Here is an 18,858-nt window from a genome sequence, read left to right on the forward strand (position 1 = left end):
CTTCGTCTCGCCGGCGCTCGCTCAGGGACCGGGGGTGCCGTGCTGGGCCACCGAATTCGGAGAATCGCGGCGAATTCGGATGCTGAACGCGGAACCGCCCGATTCCGGAGGGATTCTCCGAAATCGGGCGGTGCGAGAACGCGGCCTGAGCGGGGCTCAGTACCAGTTCATGGCCTGCGAGTGACCCCACGCGGCGCAGGGGCTGCCGTAGCTCGCGGCGATGTACGACAGGCCCCACTTGACCTGGGTGGTGGCGTTGGTGGCCCAGTCCGAGCCGGCGGCGGCCATCTTCGACCCGGGGAGGGCCTGCGGGATGCCGGTCGCTCCGCCGTTGGCGTTGTACGCCTTGTAGTTCCAGCCGGACTCCTTGTTCCACAGAGAGTTCAGGCACGAGAACTGTCCGGCGCCCCAGCCGTAGGTCGACGCCATGATCGACTGCGCGGCGGCGCGGGCGCCGTCGGGCGTGTTGGTGACGGCGAGGCGGGCGGCGGCTGCGGCCGCGGCCTTCGCCTTGGCAGCGGCGGCCTTGGCCTTCGCGGCGGCGACGGCCCGGGCATGGGCGGCCTTGGCCTCGGCGTCGGCGACCTGCGCGGCGACGTCGCTGGTGGTGGTGCGCAGCTGGCCGATGAAGGCGGTGACGGTGAGCTCGGGGAGGTTCGCCGACTGGCTGAGCTGGGCGATCTGGATGCCGAGCTGGCGGGTGTCGACCTTGGCGGCGTCGGCCTGCTGCATGGTGCCGCGCGCCAGGTTGGCGTAGAAGGCGGCATCCCGGTCGACGGGACGCTGGGCGGCGAGCTGGATCGAAGCCGGCTGGATCGTGGTCAGCACGTGAGCCGTGCCGTCCGCGGCGGAGTCTGTGGTCGCGGCGGCTGCAGCCGACGTCGCGAGGAAGGGGGTGGCCACGCTCGCCACGATCGCCACGGCGGCGAGGGCGGGGGTGAACGACTTACGGGGGATGAGGGCGCTCAGGCGCACGTCGCGAAGGCGCACGGGTCTCCAATGTTCGCAGTGCCCTGCGTGGTCCGGCCGTCGCACCGCAGGGGGGTGGGCACGACGGGTAACGGGGGACGTTTCGGCGCACGTCACCCGGGCAGGCGGGTCACCCGGGCCGCGGATTCCGCAGGCGCGCAGACGCCTTCGGGTTCGGATTCCGTGCAGTCACTCGGGTCGTGATTCTGCCCGGCTCGGGTCATCCGTCCGCCGCGGGGAAGCTGCGGACGACTTCCGACCACCGTAGGTGCCGTTTCTGGACGTTCCGTCAACAACCGGGGCACGTCCCCTGAATGGCCCTCTGATCAGGATCCAGGGGCCGGCTCCAGGGTTAGGGTGTCGGTCGCCGCCTTCGTGACGGCGGCTTTCGAGAACGGCCAGGGGTTGGTGCGGCCGGTCTGCCAAAGCGGGAACTGATCGTCATAGTTGTCGTGGAACACGTGCGCGCTCTCGCCGGTGAGCTGGATCCAGCGCGACCGGTCGAAGTCCTTCAGGTCCACGATCATGCGCATCGACGGCAGGGTCTGCACCGAGAAATCCGAGCCGATGTCCCAGGCGGTGGCATCCACCACGGACGTGCCGCCGGCCACCGGGAAGGGCCCGCGGTTGAAGATCCACTCGAGGGCCGGGATGCCGGACGACCCGAAGGTCGCGTTGGTGAGCGTCAGCCGGTGCAGGTCGCCCCAGCGCCATCCGCGCGGGTCGGGGCCCTGCAGCTTCACGATCCGGTGCGCGGCATCCGTCGCGGCCTTCTGCAGCATCTGATCCTTGCCCGCGACGCCGATCTTCGGGTTGTTCCACCACTCGGACTGCGGATCGTCGAGCATGGTCGCGATCACCAGGAACAGGCGGTCCTGGTCGTACGTCGGGATCGGATGCTCCCGCCGGGCGAAGACGTCCTGTCCGAGTTCGTCCCACAGCACGTTCGCGTAGGCGGCGCCCGCGGAGTCGACCGCGTCGAAGCCGTCCCACTGCTGGAGGACCTTCAGCGCCGCCGCCGTGGGGGCGTCGGCGGGATGCACGTCCCGGTACGCGACGATGAGCTTCTTGCCCAGCCACAGCCGGCTGTCGGCCTGGATCGCGGACATGTCGGCGACGGTCAGCTTGTGGGTGGACGACCGCTGCCCGATCAGCTCGGCGATGCGGGCCGCGCGCCAGCCGTAGTCCCAGTCGTTCGTGAGGAAGTACGGGTACTTCTCGGAGACGATCGCGTTGTTGGCCGTGACGATGTAGCCGTCGGAGGGGTTGTACACGACGGGGAGCTTCGCGAACGGGATGAAGCCCTTCCAGTCGTAGGCGGAGTCCCATCCGGGCTGCGGCATCGAGCCGTCGCCGAGCCCGCGGATCGGCAGCTTCCCGGGGGTCTGGTAGCCGATGTTCCCCGCGGTGTCGGCGTAGATGAGGTTCTGCGCGGGCACGTCGAACAGGCTCGCCGCATGCCGGAACCCGGCGAAGTCCTTCGCGACGTCGAGGGCGAAGATCGCGGTGGCGGTGGTTCCCGGCGAGAGTGCGGTCCACTTCAGCGCGAGCGCGGTGGTGTCGGGCGGCGTCACGGTCTGCTTGGTCGTCGTGCCCCGTGTGCCGGTGTACCCGTTCGCGGCGATCGCAGCATCCTCCGCGGACACGTCCGAGATGATCGGCCCGTTGCCGGTCGATCGCACCGTGATGTGCTGGTCCGGGCCGCCGGCGACCTTGAACGTCTCGGTGCGGGTCTGCAGCGGCACGTACTTCCCGTCGCGCAGGTACGTGTCCCCGCGCACCTTCTCGAGGTACAGATCGGTGACGTCGGTGGTGAGGTTGGTGAAGCCCCACGCGATGCGGGCGTTGTGCCCGATGATCACGCCCGGCATCCCGGAGAAGCCGTAGCCGGCCACATCGAACGGGCAGGCATCCGACACGACCCGGCACTTCAGGTCGACCTGGTGCCAGATTCCCGGCATCGACTCGCCCAGGTGCGGATCGTTCGACAGCAGCGGCATTCCGGATGCCGTGAGGTCGCCGGAGACCACCCACGAGTTCGAGCCGACGCCCTCGCCGGTGCGGCCGAGCAGCAGCGACGCGGCTTCGACGACCCCGCCGACCTTCTTCCAGCTGACCGAGGCGCGGGCGGCGTCCGTGCCGGCGGCCGGGCTCGGCGCCGGGGCATCCGTCGTCAGTTCGGGGACGATCAGCGGGTTCTGGCCGGCCGGGTACTTGGGCCACAGCTCGGCGAGCTGGGCCGCCGAGTAGTCGGGGGCGACGAGCGCGCGGTCGACCTCCTGGTCGAGGTTGGAGCGGAGGTCCCAGGCCATGGCCTTCAGCCAGGCGAGTGAGTCGGCGATCGTCCACTTCTCGACCGTGTAGCCCGGATTCTGGATGCCGAGAATGCCGTACTCGAGCGACAGGGCGACCCCGCTGTGGTCCTTCAGGTAGGCGTTCACGCCGTCGGCGTACGCCTGGTAATACGCCTTCGCGGTCGGGTCGAGGAGGGCGACCTCCTGCTCGGCGACGTGCCGCCAGCCGAGGGTGCGCAGGAATTTGTCGGTGACCAGCTGGGACGAGCCGAACAGCTCGCTGAGCCGCCCGGCGGTGACGTGCCGGCGGAAGTCCATCTCGAAGAAGCGGTCCTGCGCGTGCACGAAGCCCTGGGCGTAGAACAGGTCGTGGGCGTCGTCGGCCTGGATCGTCGGGATGCCGTTCGCGTCGCGCAGCACGGACACGCGGTGGTGCAGGCCGGCCGCCGTGACGGTTCCGTCCAGCTGCGGGAACGAGGCCTGCACCGCCCACACGCCGGCGCCGACCGCGATCATCGCCAGCGCGACGACGCCCGCGAAGATGCCGTACGCCCACAGGGCGATCCGGCGTCCCACCGAGCGCTTGCGCGGGGGCGCGGGCTTGCGCGCCGAGGAGCGGGTCGGGGAGGGCGTCGGCGTCGGCGCGGTCGTCGTCACCCGCGGCATCCTACCGATCCTGGGCGGATGCTGACAGGACCCGGCGGGCCGCCTCGAGGAGACGCGTCTTGTGCGGGCGGGTCAGGCCATGAGGCTCGGCTGCAGGTCGCGGAGGGTCCGGTGGTGGGTCTTGCGGGCCACGCCGAGCGCGGTGATCGCGAGGGCGCCGACCAGCCAGGCCCCGAGCACGAGCAGGTCGGTGCCGACCCGGTCGAGGTTGCCGCCGTACATCACCTGTCGCAGGGCGTCGGTGACGTATCCCATCGGCAGGACGTGGTGCAGGCCGGCCAGCGGAGTGGGAAGCGTCTGCCACGGGAACGTGCCGCCGGCGGTGACCAGCTGCATGACCATGAACACGAGACCGAGGAACTGTCCGGTCGACCCGAGCCACACGTTCAGCGCCAGGATGATCGCCGCGAACGTGAGGGATGCCGCGAACATGATGCCGAGGGTTCCCCACGGATGCCCGAACGAGAACCCGAGCCAGACCGCGAGCACTCCGAACAGCGCCACCATCTGCAGCACGCCCAGCAGTGCCGGGGTGAGCCAGCCGGCGAACGTGATGCGCACCGGCTTGCGCAGCGCCGTCATCGCGCGGCGCGAGACCGGCTTGATGATGTTGAACAGGGCGTAGATGCCGATCCAGGCGGCCAGGGCGACGAAGAACGGAGCCAGCCCGGCGCCGTAGTTCTTCGCGGTGGCGACCTTGCCCGAGTCGATCGCGATCGGGTCGGCGATGGTCTTCGCCTGCGCCTCGCGCAGGGCGGCATCCGACTTCGGCAGCTTCTGCGCGCCGTCGGCGAGGCTCGTGGCGAGCGTGTGCGCGCCCTTGTCGAGGGTGGCGAGGCCCGTCGCCAGCGAGTCGGTGCCGGAGCTGAGCTTCGCAGCCCCCGCCGCGGCCGAATCGGCACCCGCCGCGGTCTTGGCCGCACCGGCCGAGAGGGTGCTCGCCCCGGAGGCCAGCTTCGTCGCACCGGCGTGCAGGGCGGATGCCCCCGACGAGACCTGCGCGGCCCCGGACGACACCTGGTTCGCGCCGGCCGACAGCGCGTCGATCTTGCCGACGGCGGACTGCACCTTCGTGTTGCCCTGGCTGATCCGCGAGGCGATCGGGTCGAGCTTGCCGAGCACCCGGTCGATCTGGGCGTCGTCGAGGCCCTGCGCGCGCAGTTCGGTGATGATGTCCTGGCGGAGCTGGGGGAGCTTGTCGGTCGCGGTCTGCATCGCGGAGCCGGCCTGATCGGCGTAGCCCGCGATCGTCGCGTTGCCCGCGGCGACCTGCTTCGCGCCGGCGGCGACCTTCGCCGAACCCTGAGCCAGGGTGGCGCTGCCGCCCTGCAGTTCGGCGGCGCCCGAGGCGAGGGATGCCGCGCCGTCCGCGACCTGGTGCGTGGCGCCGGCGAGCGTCCTGGTGCCGCCGGCGAGGCTGTGCGCTCCGGACTGCAGCTGCGCCGCCCCGGACTGCGCCTGGTCGGTGCCGTCGGCCAGCTGCCCGGCGCCGTCGGCGGCCTTCACGAGGCTGGAGCGGATGTCGGAGATCGCGGTGAGCAGGCGGTTGGCCGCCGTCTCGCCGACGGTCTCGGCGACCGACCGGCGGATCTTCTCGACGGCCTGCGCGCCGATCGTGGAGGCGAGGTAGTTGTTGGCGTCGTTGGTCTCCAGCGAGATCGTCGCCTGGTGCGGGTCGGACCCTGCCGCCGACGTGAGCGCCGCGGAGAAGTTCGCGGGGATCGTCACCGTGAAGTCGACCGCGCCGTCGTGGAGCGCGCGGGATGCCCCATCCTCCGACATCCGCATCCAGTCGAACGCGCCGCCCTTGATCAGCTGGTCGGCGACGGTGTCGCCGTAGTTGGTTCCGTCGGCGCCCTCGTCGTCGACGACGAGTGCGACGGGGACGTCGGCGAGCTTGCCGTAGGGGTCCTGGTTCGCCCACAGGTACAGCCCGCCGTACAGCAGCGGGACGAGCATGAGCGCGGCGACGGCGAGACGCGACATCTTGGTGGCGGTGAGCCGGCGCAGTTCGGCCATGACCATGGCGGGGATCTTCATCGGGCGTCCTCCTCCTCGTCGTTCTCGGTCGTCGAGCGAGCCGCATGCGAGTCGAAACGCTCGTCCCCGCTCGTCTCCCGTTCGGGCTGGTCGTTCTCGGTCGCCCCGCGAGCCGCAGGCGAGTCGAAGCGCTCGCCTCCGCTGCTCTCCTGTTCGGGTTCGTCGTTCTCGGTCGTTGAGCGAGCCGCAGGCGAGACGAGACGCTCGCCTCCGCTGGTCTCCCGTTCGGGTTGGTCGCTCTCGGTCGTTGAGCGAGCCGCAGGCGAGACGAAACGCTCGCCCCCGCTCGTCTCCCGTTCGGGCTCTTCGCCCGCAGCCTCGCCGCCGTTCCCGTCATCCACCCCGGCATCCTCCTCGGGAAGCTCCGCCAGCACGCGCACGGCGGCGGCTCCCGCGACGACCAGCACGGCGTAGCCGTCGGCGGCGAATCGGTTCGCGGTCTCCCACCATTCCGCGGGTTCGCCGCGGTGGCGGTCGGGGGACACGAGCACCAGGCCCTCGACCTCGGGCCGCAGGGCGGTCAGCTGCATCAGCAGTTCGATGCGATCGCGTGGCACGAGCTCGCCGATCGGGCGACGTGCGAGTTCGGCGAAACCGTGCTCGGCGAGCCAGCGCTTGGCGGCTGAGATCGTCGACGGGCGTCCGGCGAACATCAGCTCCTCGACGGTGAGCCCCGTGACGGTGACGTTCGGTTCGGGGTCGCACACCGGCGGGGCGTCCACGAGGGCGACGCGTCGGCGCAGCGCGCGGCCGTCGGCCGTCCCGTCGATCGCGACGGTGCCGGCATCCGGAACCATGCGTCCGCTCGCGATGAGGCCGAGCACGGTGGGGCGCTGCTCGGTCTCGGCGACGGCCAGGACGGCCTCGCCCGACGCGTACGCGACGTCGGCGGGCGGCAGCACCTCCCCGTCTTTGCCCTTGCGGACTCCGCGAAGTTCCACGCGCATCAGTCGGTCCCCTCCATGTCGGACCGCGGTCCGGAATCAAGTTCGAGTTCAGGATGCCCGTCGATGAGCGCGATCGCCTCGCGCCACGACAGGCCCGCCACGCCCAGCACCGCCCGGACGGCGATCCCCGCGGCATCCGGCGTCGCGGCATCCAGCCGGGTGACGACGGCGCGCGCGGCCTCTTCGACCAGTCGCGCGAGCACGGAGGCCGGCATGTCGGTGCGCAGGGCGCCGGCGGCCCGTCCGGCCTCGACGATCGCGAGCACCTGGGCCCGCAGCGGTGCGAGCGCGGCGGCGGTCTCGGCCACGTGCGCCTCGTCGAGGGCGATGGCGGCGGCGACCTGCACGGCGGCGGCCTCATGCCAGAGCAGCGCGGTCAGCCGGGCGAGGGCGACGCGGGCGTCCGCGTCGTCGACGCGCAGGGCGATGTCGTTGAAGCGCTGCGCGCCGGCCGCGATCAGCTCGCTGATCAGGGAATCGCGGTCGGCGAAGTGGCCGTACAGGGTCCGTCGGCTGACCCCCGCAGCCCGCGCGATCGCGTCCAGCGGTGCGTGCGGGTCGGATGCCAGCGTCTCGATCGCCGCGGTGAGGATGCAGGCTCGGTTCTCGAGCGCGTCCCGGCGGGGCTTGCGCGCGGCAGCAGGGGTGGTCATTTCCCCGATTCTACCTAACTTGCACGCTACTGTGCAAGTTAACGTGCCTACGCCCCTCTTGCTCCACCGTCAACATTTGCCCGCCCGTCGCGCATTTCTTGTCGGTGGAGCAGGGGATGCGCCCGCTCCACCGACAAGATCGGCGCTCGGCGGGCGCATTTGTTGTCGGTGGAACGCGGGCCGGGGCACAAAGCACGGCGCCCACCGACCGAGGTCGATGGGCGCCGTGCGAAGCGTCGGTCAGTCGGTGCCGGTGTCGAACGCGGCGGATTCGGATGCCTCCGCGACGGCGGCGAGTTCGGCATCCGACTCGCTCTCGGCGATGGCCTCGCCCTGGCCCTGCTCGAGCTCGCCCACCAGGGCGCCGGTGGCGCCGCCGATGAGCCCCATGCCGGCGTACTGCTCCAGGCGCGTGCGCGAGTCGGCGATGTCGAGGTTGCGCATGGTCAGCTGTCCGATGCGGTCGACCGGGCCGAAGGCGGCATCCCCGACGCGCTCCATCGAGAGCTTCTCGGGCGCGTACGACAGGCCGGGGCCGGTCGTGTCGAGGATCGTGTAGTCCTCGCCGCGGCGCAGTCGCAGCGTGACCGTGCCGGTGATGGCCGACCCGACCCACTTCTGGATCGATTCGCGCAGCATGAACGACTGCGGCTCCAGCCAGCGGCCCTCGTACATGAGGCGGCCGAGGCGGCGGCCCTGCTCGTGGTAGGTCGCGAGGGTGTCCTCGTTCAGGATGCCGTTGACGAGGCGCTCGTATGCGGTGAACAGCAGCGCCATGCCCGGCGCCTCGTAGATGCCGCGGGACTTCGCCTCGATGATGCGGTTCTCGATCTGATCGCTCATGCCGAGGCCGTGGCGGCCGCCGATGCGGTTGGCCTCCAGGACGAGCGCGACCGCATCCGTGTACTCGACGCCGTTGAGCGAGACCGGGCGTCCGGCTTCGAAGCCGACGGTGACGTCTTCGGTGGCGATCTCGACCGACGGGTCCCAGAAGCGCACACCCATGATGGGTTCGACGGTCTCGAGCGAGACGTCGAGGTGCTCGAGGGTCTTCGCCTCGTGCGTCGCACCCCAGATGTTGGCGTCGGTGGAGTACGCCTTCTCGGCCGAGTCGCGGTACGGGAAACCGTGTGCGACCAGCCATTCGCTCATCTCCTGGCGGCCGCCGAGCTCGTGCACGAAGTCAGCGTCGAGCCACGGCTTGTAGATGCGCAGGTTGGGGTTGGCGAGCAGGCCGTAGCGGTAGAACCGCTCGATGTCGTTGCCCTTGTAGGTGGAGCCGTCGCCCCAGATGTCGACGCCGTCCTCCTTCATGGCGCGTACCAGCAGCGTGCCGGTGACGGCGCGGCCGATCGGCGTCGTGTTGAAGTAGGTGCGTCCGCCGGAGCGGATGTGGAACGCGCCGCAGGCCAGGGCGCCGAAGCCCTCTTCGACGAGCATCGGCTTGCAGTCGACCAGGCGCGACACCTCGGCGCCGTACTGCGACGCGCGGCCGGGGATCGCCTCGATGTCGGTCTCGTCGGGCTGGCCCAGGTCACCCGTGTAGGTGCACGGGATCGCGCCCTTGTCGCGCATCCAGGCGACCGCGACCGAGGTGTCGAGGCCTCCGGAGAAGGCGATGCCGACGCGCTCGCCGACGGGCAGGGATTGCAGGACTTTCGACATGCGTCCAAGCCTACCGAGCCGCAGGATCGCGCCGAAGTCGGCATCCGTCATCCGCGGCCCTCCCCGCCAGCCCCGGGGTGTGTGACCGCAGGGGAGGGGGCTCACTCGTCACGTTGTGCGGGTGCGGGTGCGACTTGTGACGAGCGAAGTGGCTCCGGCATCCCGACTCGTCGCCTTGTGCGGCAGGCGTCGCGTTTCGTGACGAGTGAACCCGGGCATCAGATGCGGGTCAGTGGTCGCCGCCGTCGAGCTGGGAGATCACGTGCCCGGCAACGCGCAGCACGAGCGGGATGCCGGACGCCACGCCCCGTGGCGAACCGGGCAGGTTCACCACGAGCGCCCGCGCGGTCACTCCCGCCACGCCGCGGGTGAGCAGCGCCATGGGGGTGTCGGCTGCTCCGCTCCGGCGCAGCTCCTCCATGATCCCGGGCAGTTCGCGCTCGATCACCGTGCGGGTGCCCTCCGGGGTGCGGTCGCGCGGCGCCACCCCGGTGCCCCCGGAGGTCACGATCAGCCGGGCGCCGGCATCCTCCGCCTCGCGCAGCGCCGCCGCGACGCTGTCGGCGCCGTCGGGCACCACGACGGCATCCTCGCACTCCCACCCCGCCTCGCGCAGCGCCGCGACCGCGACGGGGCCGGAGGAATCCGGCCGGGCTCCGGCGCTCGAACGGTCCGACACCGTCACCACGGCAGCGCGCATCTCGTCTCCTCGGGTAATCCGTCACACTTGTCTCTATGAGCTTCACGCACCTGGATGCCGCAGGCAACGCCCGCATGGTGGATGTCACAGAGAAGCAGCCGACGGTGCGGCAGGCCACCGCCCGCGGCTTCGTGAACTGCGCGCCGCACGTCGTCGCCGCGCTGCGCGACGGCTCGGTGCCGAAGGGCGACGTGCTGGCGGTGGCGCGCATCGCCGGCATCCAGGCCGCCAAGCGCACTCCCGAGCTGCTGCCGCTGGCGCACATCATCGGCGTGCACGGCGCCACGGTCGACCTGCGCATCGAGGATGCCGGCATCGCCATCGAGGCCACCGTGCGCACCGCGGATCGCACCGGCGTCGAGATGGAGGCCATGACCGCGGTCAGCGTCGCGGCCCTCGCGGTGGTCGACATGGTGAAGGGCCTCGACAAGGGGACCTCGATCGCGAACGTCCGGATCGTGGCCAAATCCGGCGGCAAGTCGGGCGATTGGACCCGGCCGGGAGAGCCGCTCGCCGGCTGAATCCCTTTCCCCGAGCGCGGAGTCACGCATGGGACTCCTGTGACCGGAAGCGGCCCTGTGCGATCGCTGTCAACTCGCTAGGCTGGCCCCCGATATGCCTTTTCTGCGCATTCGCGCTGAAACTGTCGGGGGTTTCATATGAAAAAGTGGTTCGCGGCCTTTGCCGCGCTCACCGTCGCCGTGGTCACACTGGCGGTGATGACCCCACCGCAGTCCGCGTCGGCGGCGCTCGCGCAGGATGCCGCTTTCGGCATCACCAAGAGCGTGGTGGGCAACCAGACCACGTTCCAGCCCGGCGACACGTTCCAGTACCGCATCACCGTCTCGTGCAGCTCCACGACCACCGGGGGATGCATCAACGCCACCGTCGCCGACGAGCTCCCCGCCCCGCTGGTGCTGAACCCGGCGGCCAACCCGCAGGTCACCGCCAGTCTGTCGCCGGCCGGTCCCGTGGATGTCGCGTACGCCGGCACCACCGGGTTCACCGTCACCCCGAACGAGACCTGGACGTACAACGGCGCCTCCAAGACCGGCATGATCGCCGGCCACCAGCTGGTCATCACCGTGTCGGTGAAGGTTCCCAATGACGTGCCCGGCACCTACAACGGCCAGAAGATCACCAACACCGCCGTCGCGAACGCCGACAACGCCCCGAGCAAGAACGCGACCGCCGACGTCACCCTGAGCGTGCCGACCACCCTCGCGGCGGGCATCAGCAAGAACGCCTCGGTGAGCACCATCCCGGCCGTGCCGGGCAAGCCCGTCGACTGGACGGTGTCGCCCACCAACAACTCCAACCAGAACGTCGACACGATCGTCGTGCAGGATCCGGTCGACCTCGCCCACCCGCCGACCAACCTGCAGTACCTCGACTTCACCGGCGCCGACGTCACGCCGCCGCCGACCACCACGAGCACCGACATCGAGTACTCCGTGAACGGGGTGTGGACCACCACCAAGCCCGTCGCACCGGACACCGCCGACGGCGTGCGCGTCACCTTCCACGGCACGTACGCGCCCGGGGCATCCGGCGACATCGTCGTCCACTCGGTCACGAACGACCAGGTCACCGGCATCCCGGACGGCCAGACGGTGTCGATCCGCAACGACGCCAGCGCCGTCGTGCAGAACAACGGCGCGTCGAGCGACCCGGCCACCGACAGCGCCACCGTGCACCTGTCGGCCAACGCGCCGGACGTCTCGATCACCAAGTCGTTCGACGACACCACCCTGCTGTCCGGTCAGTCCGCCACCGCGAGCGTGAAGGCGACGGTCGGCGCGCAGGATGTCGAATCGCTGACGATCAACGAGCCCACCGACGGCGAACCCGGCTTCGCCGAGCAGGGCGTCACGTTCACCGGGTTCGGCGCCGGCCTCGCCTGGCCGGTCGCCGCGACCAAGGCGACGATCACGTACGACTACACCGACTGCGCCTCCACGACCGCCTCCACGACGACGAAGGACACACTGCCCGACCCGCAGTCCGGCTGCACCGTCGACGGGTTCAGCGTGACGTACGAGTCGCCGGGCACGGACGGCATCCAGTCCGGCAGCTACGCGCTGCTGCCCATCCAGATCACCGCGAACACGGTGATCACCAAGAAGTCGAGCACCAACTTCGTCGACACGGCCGTCACCAACACCGATGGGCAGTCCGGCACCGCCGACACCAAGGCATCCTTCACGATCTCTCCGCTGACCGTCGACACGCAGGTCACCAAGAAGATCACGCCCACGCAGATCTACGGCGAACCGGGCACCACGGCGACGATCTCGCTGACCGGCAAGGTCTCGGACGACTCCACCGTGGGCTCGAACTACCTGATCATCTCCGACCCCAGTAACCCGCGCACCGACAGCAGCGGCTTCTGGGACCAGTTCACCGCCGACTACGTGCAGACCGACGTGCCCAACTGCTCGGTGCTGACCGTCAACTACTTCTCGAAGTCGGAGGGGACGTTCGAGCCGCTGCCCGGTGCCCAGAACATCGCCGGCCCGCAGCAGAACCTCAAGGTGACGGTGCCGTCCGACATCCAGGACGACATCGGCGGCATCCAGTTCATCTTCACCCCGAGCACGGCCGCGGGATGCCCGAAGGTGCTGCCGCCCGGGTTCAACGTGACGCCCAGCATCGGCGTCGAGACGACGCAGACGAACGATGCACCGATCTCCGTCGACAACGGGGTGTGCAGCAAGGTCGCGAACCCGTCTGCGGTGCGCTCGCCGCAGACGGATTGCGCCGAGGCGAGCATCGACATCGTGCCGCTCGAGGGCGGCAACGGTCCGCAGTTCGTGAACAAGGCGTGGACCCAGCCCTCCGTCCCGTCGCTGACGGGTGACGATCGCACGACCAGGATCGGCTGGAGCACCCAGGGGCTGAAGCTGAAATCGATGGCCATCACGGATCCGTCGACCCAGGGCGAGCTCGACGACGTGGCCACGAGCGTCTTCGACGCGTGGAACCTGAAGCGCATCGAGCCGATCACCCCCGCCGACGACCCGCTCATCGCGCAGGACGTGATCAGCCAGGTGAGTCTGTACGAGAACGGCGCCTGGGTGGACGTCACCGCGGCCGCCTGCGCGAACGGATGCACCGGCCAGTTCGGCGGGTACACGCTGTCGGGCGCCGAGCAGACGACGGCGACCGGCGTGCGGTTCGTGTACTCCGAGCGGACGCCGGGCGCGGGCATCGGCTCGTCGTACGGCTTCGACCGGCCGCTGAACCTCACCTGGACGCTGCGCGACACGCTGCGCAGCAACCCGAGCCAGTACGTCCTCGGCACCCTGCACCCCTACACGTACAACTCGGGCCAGCAGGGCGTGGTGGACAACACCGTCGCCGCGACCGGCACCACGCCGGCCGGCAGCGACTTCACGTCGACCGCGCACGACGAGATCACGATCCTCGACTCGCCGGTGAACGTCGACATCGCGAAGACGTTCGACCAGACGCAGCTCGGCCTCCCGCAGGAGGGAACCGCGCAGAGCGACTATCCGCTGATCTCGTCGACCATCACGGCGACGAACGACACCGCGGGCAACATCTCGTCGATGGTGATCACCGATCCGTCGCCGGGCCAGGCCGACCCGACGGCGTTCGACAGCCTCAACCTGTACTCGATCGACACCATCACGCCGCCGCCGGGGGCCACCGCGAACGACACGATCGTCACGCTGACGGGCGGCCCGAACGCCGGCACGTACACACTGGCGGCGGCCGAGGCGCTCACCCCGACCCAGCTGGCGACCGTGACCGGCATCGAGGTGGCGTTCGGAACCCCGACGGGGTCGCCGATCATCGTCACCAAGGCGCAGGGCGTGCTGGGCCTCACCTGGCAGCTGCGCGCCACGTATCGCACGTCGGGCGATCCGATGCAGCCGACGGCCGGCAACGCAGTCGACAACGAGGCGCACGTGCAGGTCGACAGCCCGGCCCGCATCCCCTGCACCGACAACCCGTCCGAGTTCTGCAGCTCAGGCACCGACGACGCCACGGCGAGCTTCAACATCGTCGACGCGAACTACACCGTCGCCACGTTCAAGGGCATCAACCCCACCTCGATGTACGAGGACGTCACCCCGCCGAACTACACGTCGACGCTGATCTCGCAGCCGAACGGCAACGCCCGCACCGTGCTCATGACGACCACGGACGACACGCCCACGTTCTGGAACACGATGGACTACACCGGCTCCCGGATGATCGTGCCCGCACCCATCAACCAGGTGCGGATGGACGTGCTGGTGAGCGATCCGGCGGGCGGCAAGACCATCACGTGGAACGTCGTGGCCGGAAAGCTGGTGGCATCCTGCAACGGCACGCCGGTCACCCAGACCGCCGCGTGCTGGACGACCGGCGAATGGATCGACACCACGCCGGGCAGCACGGTGACCTTCGCCCTGCCCGCCGGGGTCACCGCCGCGCAGGTCGTGGGCCTGCGCTACGGCGCCCGCGAGCTCGTCGACGGCGCGCCCGTGCAGTGGGAGAAGCCGTACAACCCGCGCATCACGTATTCGCTCAGCACCACTCGCCGCGAGTACACCCGCAGCGACCCGACGCTGCTCGTCGGCACCGATCGTCCTGACCTGCAGCCGAACCCGGGCGAGACCGACCGCGGCGTCATCAGCAACACGGTCCGCACGCACGGCGATGCGCAGTTCGGTCCGAACCAGACCTTCACCGACGACGCGGCCGCCACGGCCACCACCCTCGTGAAGCACCTGGTCAACTCGATCAAGGTGACCAAGACCCGCGGTTCGGCGGGCCTGCTGGATGCCAACGGCAGCATCCCGTACGTGTTCACCGTGAAGAACACCGGTCAGTGGGACATGACCGGGCTCACCGTCACCGATCAGATCACACCGCTGGTGGACGGGCAGTCCCCGGTGATCGAACCGACGCCGGCCGCGTACACGTTCACCCTCACCGGGCCGAACGGCGAGACCGGCGACACGACCGGCTTCGCCGCCCACCTCGACGAGGCGACGGGCGTCATCACGGTGACGACGCCGGCGGACTTCGTGTTCCTCCACGGCTGGACGCTGAAGGTCAACGCGCCGCTGCTGTTCCGTCCCGGGCTCGACCCGAACACCGTCATCCACAACACGGTCACGACCACCTCGGACCGCCTGTTCGAGACGTGCCAGTCGACCAGCACCGACCTGCAGCCCAAGCCCGACACGCACAACGTCGCCGACTGCGCCGCCGACACCACGGTCGCGCCGGCCGCGAGCTCGGTCGTGTCGATGAAGAAGTGGGTCAAGGGCGACGAGGCCGGTGACCCGAACGCCAGCCCGGTGCCGGACGACCTCGGCGTGCTGAACGTGTCGAACACCGGCTCGGCGGCGTGCAGCAAGCTCGAGGCGAAGGTGTTCCAGGACGGCTACTACACGTACCCGTGCGCGCCGATCACGCGTCCGGGCGGCGAGGAGACCTGGAAGCTCGAGTTCACCAACTCCGGCAACGCGAACGCGCGCGTGATCGCCGCGGTCGACACGCTGCCCGCGGTCGGCGACCAGGGCGTGATCGTGCACAGCGGGCGCGGATCGCAGTTCGCGGTGTCGCTCGTCGGCAAGGTGTTCGCGAACCTCGACCCGGGAGCGACGCTCACGTCGTTCTTCTCGACGAAGGTGCTCAGCCAGGACTGCAACGAGAACGCGATCCGGGTGTACACCGACAAGACCGCCGCCGACCCGGCGTGCGACTTCGGGTGGACCCCGTTCGACGCGTCGACGCCCGAGTCGGCCCTCACCGGCGCGCGCAGCGTGCAGTTCGTGGTGACGTATCCGGATGACCCGGGCACGGCCGGCCTGGCGCCGGGCGACACGCTCGCGATCCGCTTCGACACGCGCACCCCGTCGGTGCTGCCGAAGGAGTCGGCGGTGCCGTCCGGGCAGCCGGTGGCGTACAACTCGTTCGCGGCGGCATCCCGCACGGTCGCCACGGTCTCGCAGGACGAGCACGGCGAGCTGCCGGCCGAACCGCAGCGCGTGGGCGTGGCCACCGCGACCGGTCAGCTGCAGATGAAGAAGATCGTGGACGCCCCCGACTTCTCGTCACCGATCGACCTGCCGACCTCGTACCCGATGCTGGTGACCTGCACGTCCGACGACCAGCCGGTCACGCTCGTCTTCGCGGACGGGTCGGATGCCTCGCGGCCGTCCGTGCCGGCCGACGGCTCGGTGTTCGTCTACGACAACACGACCGGGCCGGTGAATCTGCCGCTGTTCGCGCAGTGCACGATGATCGAGGATCCGAAGGTCCCCGGCGTCACCGTGAAGATCGATCCGGACACGGCCCTCACCGCCGACCGCGACCTGAGCACGAACGACCAGGTCAACCACCCGTACGTGGGCACGCCCGACGAGTCCCGGTTCACGGTCACCAACACGTATACCGCGGGCGGGTTCACCGTCAGCAAGGCGGTCGACAACGGCGGGGCGGTGAACCAGGACGGCACGCCCATCGTCTACGACCGGACCTACACGTTCACGGCATCCTGCACGTACCTCGGCCAGGAGGCGGTCCCCGTCGCCGATCGCACCTTCACGCTGCACGACGGCGACTCGAAGGCGTTCACCGGCATCCCGACCGGGGCCGAGTGCACCGTGACGGAGACCGGCAACGGTGGCGCCGGATCGACGGACATCACCCTGACCACGGGCGGCGACACGTCGAAGACGACCGGATCGTCGACGCAGTTCACCGTCGGGGACGGGGATGCCACGATCACCACGGCGGCGTTCACCAACCGATACACCGTCGGGTCGGTCGCGATCCACAAGGTCATCGACGGCGACGGCGCCGACCCGTGGGGCGCCGGGCCGTTCACGTTCCGCACGGTGTGTACCCTCGACGGAGTGACGCCGACGACGACGGTGTACGACGACACGTTCACGCTGACCCCGCCCGACGATCTCACCAAGACGATCGACGACCTGCCGACCGGGGCCTCCTGCACCACGACCGAGACGGTCGCGGGCGGCGCGACCGCGCACGAGGTGACGCCGCAATCGGTCACGGTGGGCGACGGCGACACGCAGACGTTCACCGCGACGAACACGTTCCGTCTCGGCGGGCTCGACGTGCACAAGGTGCGCGACGGCGCCGGGGCCGACGCCTGGGGCACCGGGCCGTACACGGTGAGCCTGACGTGCACGTTCAACGGCAAGACCATCCCGGCGGCAGACATCCCGGGCGGGGCGACCCGCACCCTGGCGCTGGTCGGCAACTGGACCGCGTCGTACTCCGGCCTGCCGGTCGGCGCGAAGTGCTGGCTCGCCGAGACCGATCAGGGCTTCGCGACGACCACCGCGATCACGGATGCCGCCGGCCACCCGGTCGACGCGGATCACCCGGTCACGATCACCGACGACGAGCAGCCGCTGCAGCTCACGGTGACCAACACGTTCGACGTCGGCCGGATCCGGGTCGACAAGATCGTCACCGGCGGCTCAGCGAACCTGCACGAGAACGACACGTTCGAGGTGACGGCGGCCTGCACGTACGACGGCAAGCCGATCGACGTGCCGGGCGGCGCGGTGCGCGAGCTCCACGTCGGCACGCCCGTCGTCTACGACGACCTGCCGGTCGGGGCCGAGTGCACCATCACCGAGACCGGGAACTCGGGCGCGAACGACGTGACCTTCACGCCGGCCGACCCGGACAACCCCGACCAGGCGGTCGTGCCGGTGACGGAGAACGGCGAGACCGCGCACGTCCTGGTCGACAACGTCTACACGGTGGGCGGCTTCACGGTCACCAAGAAGGTCGCCTCCGACGCGGTGAACCAGGACGGCGACCCGATCTTCTACGACCAGAAGTTCACGTTCCACGCGACGTGCACGTACCGCGACGAGTCGATGCTCGACGAGACGTTCCGGCTCATGGACGGCCAGTCGGAGTCGTTCGACGACCTCCCCACCGGGGCGGACTGCACGGTGGCCGAGATCGGAACGGGCGGGGCCGGGTCGACGACGGTGGTGCTCACCCAGCAGGGCAAGCCGGAGGTGTCCGGCGACGGCTCGGTCGACTTCTCGATCGGCACCGGCGACGCCTCGATCACCACGGCACGGTTCACCAACCACATGACCGTCGGGTCGCTGCAGCTGCAGAAGGTCGTGGACGGCGACGGGGCGAAGCTGTGGGGCGCAGGTCCGTTCACGATGCACGTGGCCTGCGTGCTGCTCGGCGCCGACCCGAACGTCGTCTACGACGGCGACGTGGTGCTCGGCGGCGAGAACCCGCTGACCGCGACGATCCCGAACCTGCCCACCCGGGCGGAATGCCACGTGAAGGAGACGGATGCCGCCGGGGCACAGGCATCCACCGTCGATCCGAAGCTCGTGACGATCGGCGACGGCACCACGGTGACCGTCACGGCGACCAACACGTTCACGGTCGGGCAGATCGTCGTGACGAAGAAGGTCGCCGGGGACGGGGCATCCGACCACACCGGCGACACCTTCAAGATCTCGCTGATGTGCGTCTGGAACGGCGTGCAGATCGACATCCCCGGCGGGGACGAGCGCACCCTGACCGTGGCCCAGCCCGTCACGTACAGCGGGCTGCCGACCGGCGCCGACTGCACCGTCACCGAGACGGATGCCGCCGGAGCCGCCGGGGTCTCGATGACGCCGGCCTCGCCGGACAACCCCCAGACGGCGTCCGTCGTCGTCGGCGACGGCACCGAGGTGCAGGTCGTCGTGACGAACACGTTCGACGCGACGCCGGTGCTGCCGGTGACGGGTGGGGATGCCACCGTGTGGCTGATCGCGGGCGGCATCGGCCTGGTGCTTATCGGCGGCGGCACCGTGCTGCTGATCACCACCCGCCGACGCCGCCGGGCCTGACGAAAGGCCTGGTCGGCCGGGCCGACCCGGGGGCGCACCGCACCGCGGAGC

9 protein-coding genes are annotated in these 18,858 nt (G+C 70.1%); 2 read left to right on the forward strand and 7 right to left on the reverse strand.

The window, feature by feature from the left end; all coding sequences use genetic code 11:
* Window positions 1-156: 156 nt before the first annotated feature.
* From LK09_RS21835 to LK09_RS16850, 7 genes are all read right to left on the reverse strand, one after another.
* Complete coding sequence (locus LK09_RS21835; RefSeq protein ID WP_052226927.1) at window positions 157-990, reverse strand: aggregation-promoting factor C-terminal-like domain-containing protein; 834 nt, start codon at window positions 988-990, stop codon at window positions 157-159.
* 305 nt (window positions 991-1,295) lie between these two features.
* A complete protein-coding gene (locus tag LK09_RS16825) occupies window positions 1,296-3,920 on the reverse strand; it encodes a penicillin acylase family protein (RefSeq protein ID WP_331454274.1) in 2,625 nt (874 codons plus the stop codon).
* 81 nt (window positions 3,921-4,001) lie between these two features.
* Window positions 4,002-5,969: a YhgE/Pip domain-containing protein gene (locus LK09_RS16830; protein WP_039402180.1), complete on the reverse strand. Its 1,968-nt coding sequence runs from the start codon at window positions 5,967-5,969 to the stop codon at window positions 4,002-4,004.
* A complete protein-coding gene (locus tag LK09_RS20930; RefSeq protein WP_052226929.1) occupies window positions 5,966-6,916 on the reverse strand; it encodes a hypothetical protein in 951 nt (316 codons plus the stop codon). The genes LK09_RS16830 and LK09_RS20930 overlap by 4 nt, the downstream gene beginning before the upstream one ends.
* Window positions 6,916-7,569: a TetR/AcrR family transcriptional regulator gene (locus LK09_RS16840; RefSeq protein WP_039402182.1), complete on the reverse strand. Its 654-nt coding sequence runs from the start codon at window positions 7,567-7,569 to the stop codon at window positions 6,916-6,918. The genes LK09_RS20930 and LK09_RS16840 overlap by 1 nt, the downstream gene beginning before the upstream one ends.
* Window positions 7,570-7,809: 240 nt before the next feature.
* Window positions 7,810-9,234, reverse strand: a complete 1,425-nt coding sequence (argG, locus tag LK09_RS16845; protein ID WP_039402355.1) for an argininosuccinate synthase — start codon at window positions 9,232-9,234, stop codon at window positions 7,810-7,812.
* Between the two features lie 229 nt (window positions 9,235-9,463).
* On the reverse strand, window positions 9,464-9,934 hold the full coding sequence (locus tag LK09_RS16850; protein ID WP_039402186.1) for a MogA/MoaB family molybdenum cofactor biosynthesis protein: 471 nt from the start codon (window positions 9,932-9,934) through the stop codon (window positions 9,464-9,466).
* A 35-nt stretch (window positions 9,935-9,969) separates the two neighbouring features.
* On the opposite strand from LK09_RS16850, the gene moaC reads away from it, so the two are divergent.
* Together moaC and LK09_RS16860 are read left to right on the forward strand one after the other, a co-directional pair.
* Window positions 9,970-10,455, forward strand: a complete 486-nt coding sequence (gene moaC, locus LK09_RS16855; protein WP_039402188.1) for a cyclic pyranopterin monophosphate synthase MoaC — start codon at window positions 9,970-9,972, stop codon at window positions 10,453-10,455.
* 198 nt (window positions 10,456-10,653) lie between these two features.
* On the forward strand, window positions 10,654-18,807 hold the full coding sequence (locus LK09_RS16860) for a DUF5979 domain-containing protein (protein WP_197061088.1): 8,154 nt from the start codon (window positions 10,654-10,656) through the stop codon (window positions 18,805-18,807).
* Window positions 18,808-18,858 lie beyond the last annotated feature (51 nt).

The organism is Microbacterium mangrovi (assembly GCF_000802305.1).
In the GTDB taxonomy this organism is placed as follows: Bacteria; Actinomycetota; Actinomycetes; order Actinomycetales; family Microbacteriaceae; genus Microbacterium; species Microbacterium mangrovi.